The sequence below is a fragment of the Nonomuraea sp. IBHARD001 genome, from assembly GCF_056106265.1.
Map to the genome: position 1 here is coordinate 21,603 of NZ_JBWBBW010000002.1, position 16,314 is coordinate 37,916.

A 16,314-nucleotide genomic window follows, 5' to 3' on the forward strand; every position below is an offset into this window, starting at 1 on the left:
CTGTCTCCTTACCGGTCGTTGGGGATGGCTATGAGGACCCGGCCCCGCGCCTGTCCGCCGCGCAGGCGGTCGAGTGCCTCGTTGGCACGCTCCAGGGGGTAGGTCTCGTCGAGCGGTGGCGTGATCACGCCGTCGGCGAGCAGCCGGAGCGCGTCCTGCTGGTCGATGCGGTCGCCGTTGCGCGAGCCGATGATCTCCAGCTCGCGCTGGGCGATGACGGTCGTGCTGACGCCGGGGAAGTCGGGCTCCTCGCCGACGATCACGATGCGGCCTCGGCGGCGGACGTACCTTGAGGCATCGGCCGTCGAGTCCGCCGATCCGACCAGGTCGATCACCAGGTCGGCGCCGTCGGCCTGGCCGAGGTCGCCCGCGTGCGACTCGGCCCAGGCGTGCAGCTCCCGTACCCGGCCGGGTGCGGAGGCCAGGGCCGTGTGCCCGGCGCCGTTGCGGGCGGCGAGCGCGAGGTTGTCCGGCCTGACGTCGACGGCCGCTGTCGACACGCCGCCGTCGACCAGGAGCTGGACCAGCACCTGTCCGATGCCGCCCGCGCCGATCACGACCGCCGTGCGCACCGTTGTCACCGTGCCGCGGCGGTAGGCGTGCAGGGCCGTGACGATCGCACAGCTGGACAGCCCGGCGATACGCGGATCGAGCCCTTCGGGCACCTTCAGCAGGTTCGCGGCGGGCGCGGCGAAGTACTCGGCGAAGCCGCCGGGCAGGGTGACGCCCAGGATGCCGCGCAGGTGCAACGCCTGCGCGTCGGCCCCGGCCCGGGTGAAGCGGCACTCCGCGTCGGCGACGAACAGATGCGGCACGACCACATCGCCGATCTCGACCCCCGCCACCGCCCGGCCGCGTTCGACCACGACCCCGGCCGCCTCATGCCCCATGATGTGCGGAAATTTCGGGACGTAGGCCAAGCCGTCCTGGATGTGGAGATCGGTACGGCAGACGCCGCTGGACAACGTCCTCACCAGGACCTCGTCCGCCCCGATACGGGGGATGGGGACCTCGCGGATCTCCAACGGCCTGCCGATACCGGTCAGAACCGCGGCGCGCATGGTGCCGGACCCCGAAGCAGGCTCAGCAGCCCCAAGCCCAGGGGTGATCATCGCCACCGCTCCGCCCACCCGTCGAAGAAATGGGACGCGGCCACGGCGGTCGAGTCGTAGTACCCGTAGCACCCCTCGGTCGTCACCAGCGTCGGCAGTCGCAGATCGGCGATGCGCCCGCCCAGGAACCCGAAGTCCTCCGAATCGAGGCGAAGCAGCCCGAACCCCTGCTCACGCTGGGCGTCGTAGCCCAGGGCGAGGACGAGGTAGTCGGGTGCGAACCGCCCGATCGCCTCCAGCGCGCTCTCCAGGGCGGGGGCGTAGGCGTCGAAACCGGAGCCGGTGGGCAGCGGGAGGTTGAGATTGGTCCCGGGCGCGTTCGGACCGCCGGTCTCCTCGGCGAAACCGGCGACGTGCGGCCAGCCTTCGGCGTGGATCGAGACCGTCAGGACCGACGGGTCGTCGTACAGCACGGTCTGGGTGCCGTTGCCGTGGTCCTGGTCGATGTCGAGCACGGCGACCCGGCCGCCGCCGGACAGCTCGCGCGCCGCGATGGCCGCGTTGGCGAACACACACAGGCCGCCGCCCACGGTGGACAGCGCGTGGTGGCCGGGCGGACGGCTCGGCGCCAGCACCAGCGCGGGGCCGGAGCGCCCGGCGAGCAGGCGTGCGCCCTGCTGAGCCGCCGCCGCACTCTGCAGCGCGCCCGCACACACCGAGGGCGTGGCACGCGTGACCTCGTCGAAGAAGTACTGGATGTGCCTGCCTTCGAAGGTACGCGGCTCGGAGACCTTCAGTTCGGGAAGCGCGATGACGTTCAGCGGGAACCTCGTCGCGCCTTCGGGCCGCGCGCTTCCCTCCTTGACGAACTCGACATAGGCCGGGCTGTGCACACTCAGCGCCGCCGCACCTTCGTCAGGCTCGGGCGCGTGCCGTTCGGCGTCGGGGAAGGCCTGCCTGAAGGCCGCGAGCGTGGCCGTGACCGAGGTCGGATAGACGAGGTCAGGGAACTCCTGGTGCTCGACATAGGGCGAGGTCATCTCGGCGAGGAAGGGCGTGGTGCTCATGAGTTCCCCAATCGGCTCAGTGCCACCCGTACGGTGCGCACCAGCCAGGACGTGACGAACCTGAGGAGCACCGCGACCGCACCTGCTGCCAGCAGGACGACGGCCACCACGGCTGTCCTCGGGCTCACTTCGAGTTTGATGTCTTGGAACATCCGCAACGGCAGCGTCACCGCCGACGGCCCGGACATGAAGGTGGAGATGACGACGTCGTCGAACGCCGCCAGGAAGGAGAAGACGAAGGCGCTGGCCAGCGCCGGACGCAGTGCGGGCAGCAACACGTGCCTGAGCACCGACAGCGACCCCGCGCCCAGACTGCGCGCGGCGTTCTCCAGCCGAAGGTCGAGATTGCGCAGCGCCGCCGCCGTGATCGACACCGAGAACGGCAGCCCCAGCACCAGGTACGGCAGGACCAGCCCGGCCCGGGTGCCGACGAGGCCGTGCGGCGCGACGAGGACGAAGAAGCCGAGGCCGTAGATCATCGGAGGCACGATCAGCGGCATCGCGACCAGGATCGCGATCGGCAGCCGCCCGCGCCTCGGCCCCCGTACCAGACCGAAGGCCCCGAAGCTGCCGATGACGACACTGATCACGGCGGCGGTGCAGGCCAGGCCCAGGCTGAGGAAGGTGGAGCCGATCCACGCCTCGTCGGCGAAGTAGTCGGCGAACCACCGGGTGGAGTACGCGTCGGGCGGGAACGTCAGGTACGTCGCGTCGCTGAGCGACCAGACGGCCACCACGACCAGCGGTGTGACGAGCAGCGCCGCGCCCACGACCCAGCTGCCCACCAGGATCGGCAGCCGCAGCCTGCCGGCGGCGTCGAGAGCGGTGTCGAGCACACGCGCCCGCAGGTCGGCGCCGCGACGAGGGCGTCGCACCGTACGCGGGACGGCGCTCACCGGCTCGGCGCCCGCGACCGACAACGAGGGCGCGAGATACCGGAATAGCACGGCGAACAGGACGAGGACGACCAGCAGCAGCAGTACGGCCTGCGCCGCGGCCCCCGCCGGATCGACGAGGTTGGAGAACTGCACGAGGATGGACTGGGCGATGAGCGCGTCGCCCGGCCCGCCGAGCAGCGCGGGCGTCACGTAGAAGCCGAGCGTGCTGATGAAGACCAGCGCGGCGGCGGCCATGACGGCCGACGACGTGGCGGGCCGGTACACATGCCAGTGCGCGACGGCGGGCGAGGCGCCCAGGCTCTGCGCGGCGCGCACCGCGGCACGGTCGATGCCGCTCATCACGCTGTAGATCGGCAGCAGCGCCAGCGGCAGCAGGATCTGCACCGTTCCGATCAGCATGCCGGTCTGGTTGAACACCAGGTCGGGCGGCGTCCGCACCCCGATCGCCGCGAGCGCCCCCGCCACCAGCCCGTTCGGCGCGAGAATCGCGATCCAGGCGTAGGACCGGATCAGAATGCTGGTGAAGTACGGCACCAGCACCATGACCATCAGCACGCCCCGAAGCCGCCTGGGCACACGGGTGAGCGCATAGGCCATGCAGTACCCGAGCACGACGCAGATCGCGGTGGCGAGCGCGGCGATGACCAGGGTGCGGCGTATCGCCCGCCAGAAGACCGGCGAGGTCACCTGCTCGCGGTAGTTCTCCAGCGTGAAGCCCTGTTCCCCGCCGAAACTGTCGGCCAGCAGCGACAGCAGCGGCACGACGAACAGCAGGATCAGCACGGTGAGAAGTGGCAGGAGGGTGAGCCACCGGTGGTCCGGCCGGCGCCGTGGACGGGCAGCCGGACCACCGGTGAACTGCTTCGGAGGGCTGTCGACCGACATGGATCTCCTAGGTCGGGGTCGTCTCGGGAGCAGACGGGCCGAGGGCTACTGGGAGACCCACGCCTGCCAGCGCTCGATGGCGACTTCCTCGTTGGACTTGTCGCTGCCGGGCGCGGTGGCGGTCCACCAGGCGTAGTCCTGGGTCACGGCGGAGGCGACATTGTCGGGCGACGTCGGCAGCAGGGCCTTGCGGTCGGCGGAGAGCAGGTCGAAGGCGGCCGAGTTCGCGGGGGAGTAGGTGATCGCGTTGGCGAACTCCGCCTGGGGGCCGGGCTCCATCATGAAGGCCAGGAGCTTCTGCGCGTTCGCCGCGTTCTTGGCGCCCTTGAGCAGGGCCCAGTTGTCGTACTGGAGGATCGACTGCTTCCAGGTGCTGTTCACGGGGGTGCCCTTGTCGCGGGCGCCCGCGACGCGGCCGTTCCATGCGCTGGCGACGCTCACCTGGCCGCCGGTGAGCAGCTGGATGGGCTCGGCGCCCGTCTCCCAGAACTTCACCAGGTCCGGCTTGAGCCGGTCGAGGGCGGCGAACACGCGGTCGTAGTCGATCGGGTAGAGGTCCTTCGGCGCTACGCCGTCGGCCAGGGCCGCGATCTCGAACGTGGCGCCGCCCGCTCCCCAGGAGCCCGGTGCGAGGGAGCGCTTGCCGGGGTACTTGCCGACGTTCCAGAAGTCCGCCCACGAGGTCAGCGCCTGCTCGCCGAGCTTGCCGGAGCTCCAGGCGGGCACGACGGAGATGTAGTAGGCGGGCACCGCGTCGGCGGACGCCTGCACCGGGGCGATCGTGTCCTTGACCCCGGCCTTCCACACCGTGTAGTCGATGGGTTCGAGCGCCGAGCTGTCACGGAACCTCTTGAGCACCGCGCCGTTGGGGTTCACCAGGTCGAAGGCGGGAGCGCCTGCCTTGACGCCCGCGAGGACGACGGCGGCGTCGAACTCGCCCGAGCTGAGCACGACGTCCACGCCGGTCGCCTTCTCGAACGGGTCGAAGAACGCCTTCTTCATCGCCTTGCCCAGGTCGCCACCGGGATCGGGGACGACGACCTGACCGGCGGAGGGTGTCGCGCCCGTGTCGTCGCCACCGCCGCACGCGACGGTCGTGAACAGGGTGCCGATCGCCACCGCGGTTCCCAGCGCGCTCTTCCGAGAGAACTTCATCAGCCGAACCTTTCTGTCGTGCGGATCTATGACGCGCCGTGGTATCCCCGTGCCGCCCGGCTGTCCCAATGGACGGCGACCCGGTCGCCGACGGCCCATCGGGTCTCGCGCAGGTCGCCGAGCGACAGGCGTGCGTTCACCGTCCCGATCGCCGTCTCGACGACGTGCAGCGCGGTCGCGCCCTCGTAGAGCACCTCGCTGACCGTGCCGGGTACGGCCTGGCCTTCGTCCTGCGCCGGGGGGAGCAGGGCGATGTGCTCGGGGCGCACACCGACCTCGACGTCGTGGTCGGGCTTGAGCGTCTCGGCGTTGTCGACGTCGCGGTGCAGGCCGGGCCGGTCGCCGTCCAGGGCGACGCGGACCCGGCCGTCGGGTCCCGGCACGGTGCGGCCGGGGAAGAAGGTGGTCTCGCCGACGAAATCGGCGACGAAGGCGCTGGCCGGCCGTTCGTACAGGTCGGTGGGTGTGCCGAGCTGTTCGACGGCGCCGTCGCGCATCACCGCGACGCGGTCGGCCATGGTGAGCGCCTCGCCCTGGTCGTGTGTCACGTAGATGACGGTCGCGCCGAGGTTGCGCTGCAGCCGCTTGATCTCGACGCGCATGTGCTCGCGCAGTCGCTTGTCGAGCGCGCCGAGCGGCTCGTCCATGAGCAGGAGGGCCGGGCGGAACACGATGGCGCGGGCGAGTGCGACCCGTTGCTGCTGGCCGCCGGACAGCTGGTCGGGGAAGCGGGTCTCGTACCCGTCGAGCTGCACCAGTTCAAGGGCGTGCTGGATGTGGCCGCGCTGTTCGCGCGAGGACATCCGTCGCATGCGGAGCGGGAATCCGACGTTCTGCGCGACCGTCATGTGCTTGAACAGCGCGTAGTGCTGGAAGACCACGCCGATCCCGCGCTTGTGCGGCGCCAGGCGTGCGACGTCCCTGCCGTCGATGCGGATCGCGCCGCTCGTGGGCTGCTCGAACCCGGTGAGCATGTTGAGCAGCGTCGTCTTTCCCGCGCCGGAAGGGCCCAGGATCGCCAGGAACTCACCGCGACGGATGTTCAGCGAGATACCGCGCACCGCCTCGACGGCTCCGTACCTCTTCGACAGGCCGTCCAGCTCGACCTCTCCGCCCGTCGCGATCTGGTCGACGATCCGGACGCCCTCCGTTACCTCGGACATCCTCAACTCCTCGGTAAAGTTGCAATCAATGCAACGTGTATGGCTGAGAACCTAAGCAGCCTCGCGAGGTGTGTCAAGGGGGTCGTCCGCGTCTGGGCAGCACGTACGTGGTCGTTGGGGGTGGGTTGGGCGACGCTTCGAGCGCTTTCCCGTCTCAAACCAGGCGTGGTACGTTGCTCGCATCGCAACACATCTCAGTGCTCGGCATGCTCGCAGCACGGGGAGCAGATTCCGAGAAAACACTCAGTCCAGGATCTTGGTAAGGAGAGAATCATCTCTATGCCAGACAACCGATCACGGGACAACAGCGATCCAGGGGGCATGTCGCATATCCGGCGCGGCCTCATGGTTCTCGAGCAGCTGGCCACCAAGTCCGCGACAGCGGCCGAGGTGGGCCGGCTGGTCAACGTGAATCGCAGCAGTGCCCTGCGGATCCTCAGCGATCTCGTGGACGCCGGCTACGTCGCACGCGACGACGCCACCAAGGAGTTCGCCATCCGCCCCGAGCGGTTCTACGGGCTGATCGTCAACCACCCCGCACACGAGCAGCTGATGGAGCAGGTCGGACCGCTTCTCAAGCGGCTGACCGGCGAGACGGGCGAGGCCTCCCTCTTCGCCGCGCCCGCCAGCGGCAACATGGTCTACGTGCAGTACCAGCCTTCCTCCGAGGTGCTCACCCTGCGGGAACGACTCGGCACCGTGCGCCCCATCCACTGCTCCGCCGTCGGCCGCGCCTACCTGTCGACCCTCGACGCCCCCGCGCTGGACGAGGTCCTCGGCACGCTGAACTACTCCGGCGGCACCGACCACGCCCCCAAGGGCCCCCTGGAGCTGCGCCAGCGCGTGGACGAAGCCCGCGAAAGGGGCTTCGCCCTCGACATCGACGAGACCCTCGTCGGCGCCTCCTGCGTCGCCACCCCCCTGAACCACAGCGGCAAGTGCATCGGCTCGATCGCCCTGTCGGGCCCGACCGCCCGCATGCCCCACGACCGCCTGGTCGAACTCGGCGCTTTCCTCGTGCACGAACGCGCCCACACGTTCTGAACGCGTTCGCCGTCCAGGGGTCAGTCCCGGTCGAGCAGAGGGCGGTTGCGGTCCCATGGCGGCAGGTGGCCCGACTGTTCGGCGCGGCGGCGGGCCAGGGCGGACAGGGCCTCAAGGGCGATGCGGCTGCCGAGCATGGCGGTGATGTCGGCGTGGTCGTGGTCGGGGGAGACCTCCACCACCTCGACGCCGACGATCGGCAGTTCGTAGGCGAGGCGGCGCACGGCGTCGAGGAGTTCGCGTGAGGTCAGGCCGCCGGGTTCGGGGGTGCCGGTGCCGGGCGCCATGCCGGGGTCGACGACGTCGACGTCGATCGACAGGTACACGCCGTCGCAGTCGTCGAGTGCGATGCGCGAGGCCTCGTCCAGGCAGGTGTTCAGGCCGCGTTCGACGACCTCGGTCATCTCGTAGGAGCGCATGCGCCGCTCGGCCATCCAGTCGAGCGTCTCGGGACCCGGCCAGTAGCCGCGCAGGCCGATCTGCAGGAACCTGTCGCCCCTGGCCGCGCCCGACTCGATGAGGCGGCGCATCGGCTGGCCGTGGCCGACGAGCGAGCCGAACGAGCTGTCGCCGGTGTCGGCGTGCGCGTCGAAGTGCATGATCGAGACGCGTCCCCAGCCGACCGCGCGTGCCACGCCGGTGACGTTGGGCAGGGCGATCGAGTGGTCGCCGCCCAGCACCAGCGGGATCTTCCCGGCCGAGGCCACGGTGTGGACGGCCGACTCCAGCGCCGAGTGGGCGCGGTGGGCGTCCCCGCTGAACATCTCCACGTCTCCCGCGTCCTTCACACCCAGCTCGCGCAGGCCGTCCACGCCCAGGGCCAGGGAGGGGCGTATGCCGTCGTGCCCGAGGTAGCAGGCCTGGCGGATGGCGCGAGGGCCGAAACGCGTGCCCGAGCGGTAGGAGGTGCTGCCGTCGTACGGTGCGCCGAGTATGACGACCTGGGCGTCGTCCCAGGTCGCCGGCTCGTCGAGATCGCAGGCAGGCACACCGAGAAAGGTGAGGTCAGGGCCGTACATGGCGCCGTATCGAGTCATACAAGGCATCCTCACAGCGGGAGCCGCCGACCGGAACGGCGGGGTTGTGGACACCGGCTCCATAGCGGCCATGGATGGTGCGCCCCCGTCGCTACAGCAGCGAGTCGGCCCCGGCGCAGATGAACCCGGCCGTGCTCGACGGCTGCGTGGCGTACAGGCGGTGCTGGGCCACGGCCAGGGACTCGGCGGCCGAATGCCCGGCGACCAGCAGCCGGTGCATGTCGATCATCAGGGCGGCGGTCTCGGTGTCGGGCACGGACACGACGGAGGCGACGATCGTCCGGGTGCCGAGCGCGAGGAAGGTCGTACTGAGTCCCAGCAGTTCGTCGCCCGCCCGTACGACCGGTCTGCCGCTGTCGCAGGCGGCCAGGATCACCATGCTCGGCGCACGGCGCAGCCGTTCCAGGTCGTAGACGGTGAGCCGGCCGTCGGCCAGCCGCAACGAGGAGAACAGCGGATTGCCCCGGCGCAGCAGGCCGTGCGCGGCCAGATGGGCCAGGCGGGCGCCGTCCATCGCGGCGAGCACCTCCTCGACGCGTGCGGCGGCTCCGCTGATGGCGGCGGTGGCGTGGATCTCGGCCACGACGCGCGCCTCCTCGTCGGCATGCGCCAGGCCGGGCCCGGAGGCGACAGTGACCGGACCGCCGGTGCCCGGCGCCGAGCGGGCGCTGTGCCACAGGGTCGCCGACGGCGAGACGGTGACGGCCCTGCCCCGGCACGAGGGCAGCACCGACCAGGCGAGCGTCTGCAGCGCCCCGGTCGGCACCACGACCAGCGGACGGTCGCCCAGCTCCTTGGCCATGGGCAGCATGAGGATCTCGTCCAGCCGCGCGGCGGCATGCTCGAGCAGCGCGCGGGCGGCCTCCCTTCCCGGAGAGGACGGCGGGCCCGCCTGCCTGACGGTCATCCGCCGCAACGCGAAGGGGATGCGCTCGACGAGATCGCGCACGGGAGCCGCCGGGCCGAGCGCCCGCAGCGACAGCCGCCCGTCCACCAGCGTGATCGCATGCAGCATGCCGTCCTGCTCGACGTACTCGACCAGGGCGTGCCCGCCCAGCGCCTCGGCCAGGACGGCGGGCCTGACCGGAGTGTGCCCGGCCGTGCCGCCACCGGCGGGCAGCTTGCGGGAGTAGTCGCGGATGGTCCGCTCCAGCGCGATCTGCCGCCGATCGGCAGGCCCGGGAGCACGGCGCTGCTCGGCATCGCGTACGGCGGCGCGCAGCTCGGCCAGCCAGCGCAGCAGGAGCGGATCGTCAGGCGGACGGGCGCGCGGCAGCAGCAGATGGGAGGCCCTGCCCTGTTCGGCCCAGCTGAAGACCGTGCGCGCCGTGCCCTGCTCCATGGCCATGCGCAGCCCGAGCTCGGCCAGCTCCACCCGGAAGCGTGTGCTGTGCGCCCGTAGATCGGTCGCGCCCAGCGTCGCACGGTGATCGTCGAGTATGCGCAGGCCCGCGCGTGTCGCACTCAGCGCGCCCGGCCGATCGCCGTTGGCCAGGCGGAGCAAGGCCTCGGCGTACCATCCTCTGGCCCGGGGAAGCGCGGGTCCGCGCAGCCGGGTGCGTGCCGCTTCGGCCAGGTGACGCAGGCCGTCCTCGCGGTGTTCGCGTACGAGCAGCCTGGCCTCGACCGCCTCGGCGCTCCAGCCGCACGCGGCGAGCTCCTGCCCGGCCCTGGCGAGCGCTCCGGTCACGGCGGGGCTCACCGGTGTGCGGGCGGCACGCGAGCGCAGCACCACGAACCTGGCCAGCTCGGCCCAGCCCCGCCGCCGCTGCCTGGCGAACTGCGCCGCGGCGAGGCTGGCCTGCCGCACGGCACTGTCGTGGTCGCCCTGGAGCGAGGCCACGTGCGCCAGGCGCAGCCGTACCTCAGGCAGGCTGATCGCGCGTTTTCTGCGGGCCAGTTCGGCGACGGCCTCCTCGGCGGACTCGCGGGCCTCGGCGAGCAGGCCCACCGACAGCAGCAGCTCGCTGCGGTCGGTGAGCAGCGAGGCGAGCTGGTGGGTGCCGAGTGCGCGAAAGCGCCCTTCCGCCGCCTCGAAACGGGCCAGCGCCGTGGGCACGTCGCACCGGAGCGAGGCCAGCCAGCCCATGTTCAGCCACACGACCGCGAGCGAGAGGTCCAGGCGCAGCCCACGGCACAACTCCTCGGCCTTGAGCAGGTCGGACTCGGCCGCGGCGAACTCGCGCTGGTAGCCGCGTACGATCGCCCGGTTGGACAGCACCCGCTGCAGCCACAGGTGGTCACCGGCCCGCCGCAGCGCGGGTACGGCGACGCGGTAGCCGGCGAGCGCGTCGCCGTAGCGGCCGAGATGGTTGTACACGGCCGCGCGCTGGGCCTCGGCCCTGGCCCGGCCGGCGCCGTTCAGCTGGGACCTGGCCAGGTCGATCTCGTCGAGCGCCCGCAGGGACAGCCCGCGTGAGCTCAGGACGAACGCCAGTCTGAGCCGCGCCTCGGCGGCCAGCGCGGGCGAGCGCGCCCTGCGGGCCAGGCTCATGGCGGCACGCAGGTGCGCGGCGGCGGTGGACAGCTCGACGACGTGCACGGCGGCCACGCCGAGCGCCCTTTCGGCGACGGAGGCGAGGGCCGGTCTGCCATCGGCCCTGGCGAGCTCCGAGACCTGCGTCGCGACCGTCATCAGCCGTGCCGGGTCGTCCTCGGCGAGGCGGAGCAACTCGTCAGGGTCCACTCTCGAAGGGTCGCGGAATCGCAGCGAAATGCATGTATCAGCGAGGCGACAGTGCTCCTCCGTATGGGCAGAAACGTGAATCGGCCCGGAGGGACGACCTATGCCTGTCAACGAGCAGAACACCTTCATCAGCGATATCGAGACCTTCTACAACAACGAGCTCATCGTCGACACGGGCGACTGGGACAGCGTCCATGACGTGATCACACGCTGGGCGGGCGCGGCGCCCGGGCAGGCGTGCTCGGTGGACGGGCACAGCGACGTGCTCGGCCTGAAGCTGATCACGGTGACGGCGCTCCCGGCCGTCGCGGCCGAACTGCGCCGCGACCCCGAGCTGACGGACGCGGCCCAGCAGGCGAGCGAGCGGATCTACCCGGGCAGGCCGGTGTCGGACCTCGACCTGCTGCTGCACGCCCTGCGCGCCGGAAATCCCCGCGTCGTCGCCGGCAAGCACCGCCTGCTGCACAGCATCGAGGGCGAGCCGTACACGGGTGGGGCCAACAAGATCCCGATGCGCACGCGTGAGGGCGGGGCCAGGCCCGTGCTCCCGGCGCGTGACACGGCCGAGGGCAGGAGGATCCGCGTCGGCGTCCTCGACAGCCCGATGGCACACCATCCCAAGCTCGCCGGGCGCTACCTCGCCGACACCGCCGACCTGCTGGTCGAGCGGGCCAGGCAGTCGATGCTGGCGGGGCACGCCGTCGCGGTCGCCGGGATCATCGCCGAGAAGGCGCCGGGGGCCGAGCTGATCGTCAGGCAGGGCCTGGACGAGAGCGGTGTCAACGCCTCCTCCTGGGACGTCGCCACCAAGATGGCGCGTTTCCTGAAGGACGACGTGCAGGTGCTCAACCTGTCGTTCGCCGGGTTCACCGCCGACGACGACCCCCCGCTCGTGCTGCAGAGGGCGGTCGAGCGGCTGAAGGACCGGATCGTACTCGTCGCGGCCGTGGGCAACCACGGGGAGGTCAAGGTGTCCTCCACGACCCCGCTGCCCGCCGTCACCAAGCGGTCCAAGGCCTTTCCCGCCGCGTGCGCGGGTGTGGTCGGCGTGGGGGCGACCGGGGGCGGAGTGCGGTCGAGGTTCAGCCCTGACGTGCCGTGGGTCTCGCTCGTGGCCCCTGGCGAGGACGTCGACTGCCTCTATCTCACGGGCGACGTCGTGCTGCCCGAGCACGACGAGGCGGAGCCGTACCACGGTGGGGCCGCCTGGAGCGGCACCTCGTTCGCGGCGGCGGCCGTGAGCGGCGCCATCGCCGACCTGGCCCGCGCCGAGCACGCCTCCGCGAGCGAGGCGCGTGACCACCTCCTCCGCAGGACGGCCGTGCTGACGGCTGCCTCGGAACGCCATCAGGACATCAGACCACCCGAAACCGGGTGATCCGAAGCGCTAGGAGTCTGGATGCGGGATGACCCGGAAGTCATCGCGTTGGTCGTAAGGGCACGCAAGGGTGACCGCGCGGCCTGGGACGAGATCGTCGAACGCTATTCGCCATTGGTGTGGGCCATGTGCCTGCGCCACCGACTGACCAGGCCGGACTCCGACGACGTGGCGCAGGTGGTGTGGCTGCGCCTGGTGGAGAACCTCGACACGCTGCGCGAGCCCGCGGCGCTCTCCGGATGGCTGGCCACGACCGCGCAGCGCGAATGTCTGCGCGTGTCCAGGGCATTACGCAAGCTCCAGGGTGCGGAACAGGCCCTGGATTTCGATCCGGGAACGGAGTCCGCCGTGATCGATCAGGAACTCGAACGGGCCGAGCGCCATGCCGCGCTCCTGCGTGCCCTCGCCCAGTTGCCCGCCCGGTGCCGCTGCCTGCTGGAGCTCTGCCTGCGGGAGGAGGCTCTGCCGTACGCGGAGATCGGTGAGAGGCTCGGCGTTCCGGTCGGCGGGATCGGGCCCACACGCGCGCGTTGCTTGGCCAAGCTGCGCCGCATTTTGGAGGGAAACGGCGATGCCGGACAGATCTGAGCGCTGGAGCGACGAGCGGCTGCTGGCCGAACTGGCCGCGGCGCTCGGCGAACGGCGGCGGGTTCCGCCTGACGTGGTCGAGACGGGCAAGGCCGCCTTCGGCTGGCGGGCCTTCGACGCCGAGGTCGCAAGGCTCGTGGAGGAGTCGGAGAGCACGGCTGCCCCCGTGTTCAGGGCGGAGACGGCGACGCCTTCGGCGATGGCGTTGCGCTCGGCGCATCTGCTCATCGAGCTGGAGGCCGTCGACGACGCGCTGACCGGCCAGCTCGTACCCGCGCAGGCGGCCCGCATCGAGGTACGCACGCTCGCGGGCGTCGAGCGGGAGGTGACGGCCGACGAGGTGGGCGGATTCTGTGTCCGCCCGGCGCCACGCGGCGCCTTCCACCTGTACGTCCACGCCTCGGGCGGACTGCAGGTGTGCACGACCTGGGTGACCTTCCACGACAGCCACGCCTAGCGGCGTCAGGGGAACCGCTCTACTGCCAGCGCGGCGATCTCGGGACACCGGCGCAGCTTGGCCAGGCATCGGGCGCGGGTCGGCCCGATGGAGCCGATCGGCATGCCCAGCTCCGCCCCGACCTCGGCGTAACTCGCCGCCGGGAGCTCGATGAGCAGACACAGCAGCCGACGGCAGTGCGGATCGAGCCCGCCCAGCCCGGCGAGCAGCGCGGCGGCCGTTTCGAGCCGCTCCAGCGCCGCGTCGGGCGCCGGTTGCCCCCCGTCGCGGACGAATGCGAACGGCACGGCCCGCCCGACGCTCCTGCGGCACTCACGCCTGGTCACGGTGACCAGCCAGCCCGGAAGCGCCGCAGGATCGCGCAGCCGATGGACCTGCTCGACCAGCGCGAGCCACACCGTCTGCGCCACGTCCTGCGCCTCGGACCTCGACAGGCCGTGCCTGAGACAGATGGCCCACAGCAGGGGCGAGTAACGCTCGACCAGCGCGCCCCAGGACTCCTGATCACCGGCGCACACCCGGCCGACCAGCGCCGCGACCGAGAGATCCTCGCTCATCCCGCCATCTTCGTACGGGCACGCCCCGGGCGAAAGCCGCTCGGCCGCAGCCGGACAGATGTATCAGCGGGCCGATCGCCCGCCTCCTCCAAGGCAGCCAACAGCTCACAGGAGGAAGCACCATGACAGACAAGCCCACACCTCGCGCCAAGCCGGTGACCGAGCCGGAGAGCGATGTGGCACTGCCCGAACAGCAGGAGGCGGCGGCCGAGGTCGTCGCCACGATGGAGACCGCACGCGAGCTCGGCGTCGCCATGGCCGCCGCACAGCCGCTCACCGTCGGCGAGACGGCGGCCAGCTCGGAGGTGGCCGACGAGATGGAGGGGAACGGCGTCGCGTTCGGCGCGTTCGTCAAGAGCGTCGGCCTCGCCGTCGCCGCCGCCCAGTCGGAGCTCGACAAGAACCTCAGGGAGACGGCCAAGGCGCTGTCGGAGACGCAGATCGACGTCATCGCCGTCTTCGAGCAGCAGATCAACGACGACGACGGCACCATGGCCAAGGGCGAGGTCCACATGCAGAAGCTGCCCTTGATCAACTACCTGATGCCGACGGCCTACCAATGGTCACGCGTCTACCTCGAGGCCGACGCGAACGTGCACGAGTTCAACTCACGCAGCGGCATCAGCGTCCAGCAGAGCGCCTTTCGCGCGGGCGGCTCGATGCGCGGCAGCATCGGCCTGTTCGGCGGCGGGCTGAGCGCGTCGGCGAGTTCGTCCTTCAGCACCTCGCGGGCGGGCGTCGACTCCTCCTTCAGCCAGGACGCCGCCGCGGGCAAGCTGCACATGGAGGCCACGCTCGAACCGCGTGCCGACGTGGAGCTGCCCAGGCCGTTCGTGCTGCAGAAGGGCCCGAGGCTCGAACTCCAGGTCGGCGCCAGGACGGATGTGCACCAGGACGGCGACGCCACCAAGCCGGTCGTCGCGCGCAAGGCCGTGGTCACCGCACTGCTCAGGAAGACGAACGGCGACCCGCACGGCAACAAGAACCTGTCGGTCGGCATCAGCGAACCGACGCTCAACTACACCAGCACCGGCGAGACCGACGCCCGGGGCGAGATGGCGATCGAGATCACCAGGAAGATCGTCGCGCCGGACCAGGACCAGCCGGCGCAGGCCGTGGTCAGGGTCAGCTTCGGCCTGGTCAGCCAGTCGGCCGGGATCACACTCTAGGAGGGGTGGCATGAGCGCGCTCACCGAGTTCCACGGCGTCCAGGACAGCGTCACCTGGCGGCTGGCCGCCTCCGGCGTGGAGATCGGCGGCGCCGGTGTCGAACGCACGCAGGGCCGTCCCGTCACGGTGACCCGGGTCTGGGAGGCCTACTCCCGGCAGATCAACGCCTCGGCCAAGGCGTATGCGATCCCGGCCGAACTGATCGTGGCGTGCGTCTGCACCGAGTCGGGCGGCGATCCCGGCGCGGTCAGGCAGGAGCCCGGGTACACCTCGGACGAGGCGACGCCGCACCGGGTGAGCGCCGGACTCACCCAGACGCTGATCTCGACGGCCAGGCAGACGCTGCGGATCAGCCTGGACCGGGCCTGGCTGCTGGTGCCGGGCAACTCCATCACGGCGGGCACGGCGTTCATGGCCGCGCAGGCCAGGCTCACCTCGCTCGACCCGCCGCTGGTGGCCGCCGCCTACAACGCGGGGCGGCTGGCCTACCAGGGCGGCGCGGGCAACCGCTGGAAGCTGCGTCAGTACCCGATCGGCACGGGCGCGCACGTCGACCGCTTCGTCCGGTTCTTCAACGACGCGGTCGCCGTGCTCGCCGGACATGCCACCCGGCCCGCGGTCGGCATCGGCGTCCTGCTCGGCGGCGGCCCGACCCCGGTCAGGCGAGGCGGCGGCGCGGTCGCCGAGCCGGTCGTCCGCTGGGCCGAGCGGGCCGACCGTGCGGTGGTGCCCGGTTACGCGCTCACCGTGCTGACCGACGTGCTGCGCGCCGCCTCGCTGACGGACGTCCTGGTCACCAGTACCCAGCGCACGCCCGCCGACCAGGCCAGGGTCATGTACGACAACTGTGAGCGGCACGGCGTCGCGGCGCAGAAGGAGCTCTACGGCAGGTACGGCGACCAGGTCATCGACGTCTACACCGCCTCCAAGGCGGCAGGCCGTGCCCCTGACCGGATCAAGGCCGACATGACACACAAGATCCTCGATGTCGGGCCGAGGAACGTATCGCCGCACACCGCCGATCCCCGCACGCTGGCCGTGCTCGACATCGCACCGAGCTCCGTGCGCGACCGTGCCGCGTTCGAACGCGCGGTCAAGGCCGACCCGAGGGTGCGCCGGCTGCTGCAGCCGCCGCAGGACCCCGCCTACCACCTTGAGATACCGAAACCGGAGTGA

At 71.2% G+C, this 16,314-nt stretch carries 14 protein-coding genes; 6 read left to right on the forward strand and 8 right to left on the reverse strand.

The window, feature by feature from the left end; translation table 11 throughout:
* Positions 1-8: 8 nt before the first annotated feature.
* From ACTWNK_RS02110 to ACTWNK_RS02130, 5 genes are read right to left on the reverse strand one after another with little or no spacing between them, the layout of a single operon-like run.
* Positions 9-1,061, reverse strand: a complete 1,053-nt coding sequence (locus ACTWNK_RS02110) for an alcohol dehydrogenase catalytic domain-containing protein (protein WP_474301784.1) — start codon at positions 1,059-1,061, stop codon at positions 9-11.
* Between the two features lie 47 nt (positions 1,062-1,108).
* Positions 1,109-2,119, reverse strand: a complete 1,011-nt coding sequence (locus tag ACTWNK_RS02115) for an arginase family protein (protein WP_474301785.1) — start codon at positions 2,117-2,119, stop codon at positions 1,109-1,111.
* Positions 2,116-3,903 carry an ABC transporter permease gene (locus tag ACTWNK_RS02120; RefSeq protein ID WP_474301786.1) on the reverse strand — a complete coding sequence of 596 codons (1,788 nt, stop codon included), beginning with the start codon at positions 3,901-3,903 and terminating at the stop codon, positions 2,116-2,118. Before ACTWNK_RS02120 ends, ACTWNK_RS02115 begins: the two co-directional genes overlap by 4 nt.
* A gap of 45 nt (positions 3,904-3,948) precedes the next feature.
* Positions 3,949-5,058, reverse strand: coding sequence for an ABC transporter substrate-binding protein (locus ACTWNK_RS02125; RefSeq protein WP_474301787.1), 1,110 nt, complete (start codon positions 5,056-5,058; stop codon positions 3,949-3,951).
* Between the two features lie 26 nt (positions 5,059-5,084).
* Entirely contained in the window at positions 5,085-6,221 is a 1,137-nt protein-coding gene (locus ACTWNK_RS02130) for an ABC transporter ATP-binding protein (protein WP_474301788.1), read from the reverse strand.
* Between the two features lie 345 nt (positions 6,222-6,566).
* On the opposite strand from ACTWNK_RS02130, the gene ACTWNK_RS02135 reads away from it, so the two are divergent.
* The gene (locus tag ACTWNK_RS02135) at positions 6,567-7,265 is read left to right on the forward strand and encodes an IclR family transcriptional regulator (protein ID WP_474301789.1); all 699 of its coding nucleotides are present in this window, start codon (positions 6,567-6,569) and stop codon (positions 7,263-7,265) included.
* A gap of 20 nt (positions 7,266-7,285) precedes the next feature.
* Here the strand turns inward: ACTWNK_RS02135 and speB are convergent, their stop codons facing one another.
* Entirely contained in the window at positions 7,286-8,302 is a 1,017-nt protein-coding gene (gene speB / locus ACTWNK_RS02140; protein ID WP_474301790.1) for an agmatinase, read from the reverse strand.
* Between the two features lie 91 nt (positions 8,303-8,393).
* Complete coding sequence (locus tag ACTWNK_RS02145; RefSeq protein ID WP_474301791.1) at positions 8,394-10,988, reverse strand: CHAT domain-containing protein; 2,595 nt, start codon at positions 10,986-10,988, stop codon at positions 8,394-8,396.
* A gap of 100 nt (positions 10,989-11,088) precedes the next feature.
* Between ACTWNK_RS02145 and ACTWNK_RS02150 the strand changes: the two genes are divergently transcribed.
* The 3 genes from ACTWNK_RS02150 to ACTWNK_RS02160 are packed head-to-tail and all read left to right on the forward strand — an operon-like array spanning position 11,089 to position 13,411.
* Positions 11,089-12,366 (forward strand): S8 family serine peptidase, encoded by a 1,278-nt coding sequence (locus ACTWNK_RS02150; protein ID WP_474301792.1) that lies wholly within the window; start codon positions 11,089-11,091, stop codon positions 12,364-12,366.
* A 21-nt stretch (positions 12,367-12,387) separates the two neighbouring features.
* Positions 12,388-12,954 (forward strand): RNA polymerase sigma factor, encoded by a 567-nt coding sequence (locus tag ACTWNK_RS02155; RefSeq protein WP_474301793.1) that lies wholly within the window; start codon positions 12,388-12,390, stop codon positions 12,952-12,954.
* On the forward strand, positions 12,938-13,411 hold the full coding sequence (locus ACTWNK_RS02160) for a hypothetical protein (protein ID WP_474301794.1): 474 nt from the start codon (positions 12,938-12,940) through the stop codon (positions 13,409-13,411). The genes ACTWNK_RS02155 and ACTWNK_RS02160 overlap by 17 nt, the downstream gene beginning before the upstream one ends.
* Before the next feature lie 5 nt (positions 13,412-13,416).
* Here ACTWNK_RS02160 and ACTWNK_RS02165 read toward each other — a convergent pair whose 3' ends face one another.
* Entirely contained in the window at positions 13,417-13,968 is a 552-nt protein-coding gene (locus ACTWNK_RS02165; RefSeq protein WP_474301795.1) for an RNA polymerase sigma factor, read from the reverse strand.
* Positions 13,969-14,090: 122 nt separating this feature from the next.
* On the opposite strand from ACTWNK_RS02165, the gene ACTWNK_RS02170 reads away from it, so the two are divergent.
* Both ACTWNK_RS02170 and ACTWNK_RS02175 read left to right on the forward strand, forming a co-directional pair.
* The gene (locus tag ACTWNK_RS02170; RefSeq protein WP_474301796.1) at positions 14,091-15,137 is read left to right on the forward strand and encodes a hypothetical protein; all 1,047 of its coding nucleotides are present in this window, start codon (positions 14,091-14,093) and stop codon (positions 15,135-15,137) included.
* A gap of 10 nt (positions 15,138-15,147) precedes the next feature.
* A complete protein-coding gene (locus ACTWNK_RS02175; RefSeq protein WP_474301797.1) occupies positions 15,148-16,314 on the forward strand; it encodes a transglycosylase SLT domain-containing protein in 1,167 nt (388 codons plus the stop codon).

What these genes read in the sequence shown, in the direction of transcription:
- ACTWNK_RS02130 (WP_474301788.1), bottom strand. Translation starts at nt 6,221, where the DNA reads ATGTCCGAGGTAACGGAGGGCGTCCGGATCGTCGACCAGATCGCGACG.
- ACTWNK_RS02150 (WP_474301792.1), top strand. Translation starts at nt 11,089, where the DNA reads ATGCCTGTCAACGAGCAGAACACCTTCATCAGCGATATCGAGACCTTC.
- speB (WP_474301790.1), bottom strand. Translation starts at nt 8,302, where the DNA reads ATGACTCGATACGGCGCCATGTACGGCCCTGACCTCACCTTTCTCGGT.
- ACTWNK_RS02175 (WP_474301797.1), top strand. Translation starts at nt 15,148, where the DNA reads ATGAGCGCGCTCACCGAGTTCCACGGCGTCCAGGACAGCGTCACCTGG.
- ACTWNK_RS02160 (WP_474301794.1), top strand. Translation starts at nt 12,938, where the DNA reads ATGCCGGACAGATCTGAGCGCTGGAGCGACGAGCGGCTGCTGGCCGAA.
- ACTWNK_RS02125 (WP_474301787.1), bottom strand. Translation starts at nt 5,058, where the DNA reads ATGAAGTTCTCTCGGAAGAGCGCGCTGGGAACCGCGGTGGCGATCGGC.
- ACTWNK_RS02115 (WP_474301785.1), bottom strand. Translation starts at nt 2,119, where the DNA reads ATGAGCACCACGCCCTTCCTCGCCGAGATGACCTCGCCCTATGTCGAG.
- ACTWNK_RS02135 (WP_474301789.1), top strand. Translation starts at nt 6,567, where the DNA reads ATGGTTCTCGAGCAGCTGGCCACCAAGTCCGCGACAGCGGCCGAGGTG.
- ACTWNK_RS02165 (WP_474301795.1), bottom strand. Translation starts at nt 13,968, where the DNA reads ATGAGCGAGGATCTCTCGGTCGCGGCGCTGGTCGGCCGGGTGTGCGCC.
- ACTWNK_RS02170 (WP_474301796.1), top strand. Translation starts at nt 14,091, where the DNA reads ATGACAGACAAGCCCACACCTCGCGCCAAGCCGGTGACCGAGCCGGAG.
- ACTWNK_RS02110 (WP_474301784.1), bottom strand. Translation starts at nt 1,061, where the DNA reads ATGCGCGCCGCGGTTCTGACCGGTATCGGCAGGCCGTTGGAGATCCGC.
- ACTWNK_RS02155 (WP_474301793.1), top strand. Translation starts at nt 12,388, where the DNA reads ATGCGGGATGACCCGGAAGTCATCGCGTTGGTCGTAAGGGCACGCAAG.
- ACTWNK_RS02120 (WP_474301786.1), bottom strand. Translation starts at nt 3,903, where the DNA reads ATGTCGGTCGACAGCCCTCCGAAGCAGTTCACCGGTGGTCCGGCTGCC.